The sequence below is a fragment of the Halomonas sp. GXIMD04776 genome, from assembly GCF_049808615.1.
Lineage (GTDB): Bacteria > Pseudomonadota > Gammaproteobacteria > Pseudomonadales > Halomonadaceae > Modicisalibacter.
Genome location: NZ_JBNCAN010000057.1, coordinates 1 through 1,901, shown reverse-complemented (window position 1 = coordinate 1,901; position 1,901 = coordinate 1). Strand labels below are relative to the sequence as shown.

General features: G+C 60.1%; 1 protein-coding gene. It reads left to right on the top strand.

Features of this window, described 5'->3' with window-relative positions:
- The first annotated feature begins 156 nt into the window (after positions 1-156).
- Positions 157-1,836 carry an IS1634 family transposase gene (locus tag ACPF7Z_RS19355; RefSeq protein WP_425194871.1) on the top strand — a complete coding sequence of 560 codons (1,680 nt, stop codon included), beginning with the start codon at positions 157-159 and terminating at the stop codon, positions 1,834-1,836.
- Positions 1,837-1,901: the final 65 nt, after the last annotated feature.

The window sequence follows — 1,901 nt, the reverse complement described above, 5'->3', positions numbered from 1 at the left end:
CCCGAGTTCGACACTTCCAGCCCGATTTTGGCCTGAAATCGGCACCTGTGGTTTGAGAATTCAACTACTTAGTTAATTTCTGCCGAATTCCTTGTAGTGACACGTTTTTCTCGTGACGCCTTGCCAGAAATGAAGCCGACGGTCTATGGTGGTGACATGTTCGTCAAAGTCACCAAATCCGGCCCGCGTCGCTACGTGAAGCTCGTCGAGTCTTACCGCGACGATGCCGGCAAGCCGCGGCAACGCGTGATCGCCACGCTAGGACGCCTGGAAGCCGTCACGGGCGGGGAATCCAGCGCGCTGATCAATGGTCTGTTGCGCGTTTCCGGCCAGCCGACGCTCGAAGAAGGCACCGGCGAGACCGACTTCGCGCCGGCGCGCTCCGTTGGCGACACTTGGCTGCTGACCTCACTCTGGAAAGAGCTCGGCTTGGATGACGCCTTCCGCCGTGTGCTGCGCAGCAAGCGGCAGTTCGATGCCGAGCGACTGCTGCGGGTTATGGTGTTCAACCGCCTCTGCGATCCCGAATCCAAGCTCGGCGTGCTGCGCTGGCTGGAGGAGGTTCTGGTGCCCGATGTCGATACGGCCTCGATCCGTCATCAGCATCTGCTGCGCACCATGGACACCCTGTCGGACTGCAGCGAAGCGCTCAATGACGTACTGGCTCAGCAGCTCAAACCGCTGATCGATCAAGAGCTATCGATCGTCTTTTACGACCTCACCACGATCCGAGCAGAAGGCCAGACCTCGATCGAGGGTGATGTGCGCCATTACGGGCCTTCGAAGGAAGGCGGCATCGGCCGACAGTTCATGTTGGGCGTCGTGCAGACGGCGGAAGGGCTGCCTATTCACCACGAAGTCTTCGATGGCAACGTCGCGGAAACCCGTACGTTGCTGCCGACCATCGAGATCGTGACCCGGCGCTTTAAGGTACGGCGTGTGGTGCTGGTGGCCGACCGTGGTTTGTTGTCTCTGGACAACCTGGAAGCCCTGTCCGCTGTGCGCATCGAGGGTCGCCCCCTGGAATTCATCTTGGCGGTGCCAGGCCGCCGTTACGGCGAGTTCGACGACCTGCTGAAGGCCTTCCATGAGACGCACTGCCAGGACGCCGATAGCGAAGCCTACGGCGAGATGGCATGGCAGGGGCATCGACTGATCGTGGCGCACCGGCCGGAAGTCGCCAAGGTGCAGACGGCCGCACGAGACCAGAAGATCGAGACGCTACAGGCGGATGCGCGCCAGTGGTTTGGGAAACTGGACAACCAGGATGCCGGACGCCGCTATCGTGGCAGAAAGCTCTCCGATGCTGGCGTGACGGCCAGATTCTACAAGGCCGTCACTGATGCTCACCTTGGCCACATTCTTAAGGTCGACCTGACCGCGGAGACGTTCAACTATGTGCTCGATCAGCGGGCCCTTGATCGTGCCCGCATGATGGATGGCAAGCTGCTGTTGGTCACCAACATGGCCGATCACGACCCGCCGCAGATCGTGGAGCGCTACCGCTCGCTGGCTGACATTGAGCGCGGCTTCCGGGTGCTGAAGAGCGATATCGAGATCGCGCCCGTCTACCACCGGCTGCCGGATCGTATCCGTGTCCATGCCTTGATTTGCTTCCTCGCCCTGGTGCTTTACCGAGTGCTGAGGTTGCGACTCAAGGCCAGCGATCATCCACTGTCGCCGACGCGGGCGCTGGAAATTGCCCGCAAGATTCAATTCCACCAGGTCCTGCTTCACCGTCGTGAGACGGCGAGCGGCCTGACCAAGTTGAAGCCTGAACAACGCGATCTTTTCGAAGCCATTGGCCTGCCGGCACCTGCTGCATCACGCTTGTAGTGCCAATTTTGAAAAGGCGTTTCCAGGCTAATCAATAGATTACGCTTCTAACTGTCGAACTCGGG

Bases quoted from the DNA above. Each gene is read 5' to 3' on its own strand.
- ACPF7Z_RS19355 (WP_425194871.1), top strand. From the start codon at position 157: ATGTTCGTCAAAGTCACCAAATCCGGCCCGCGTCGCTACGTGAAGCTC.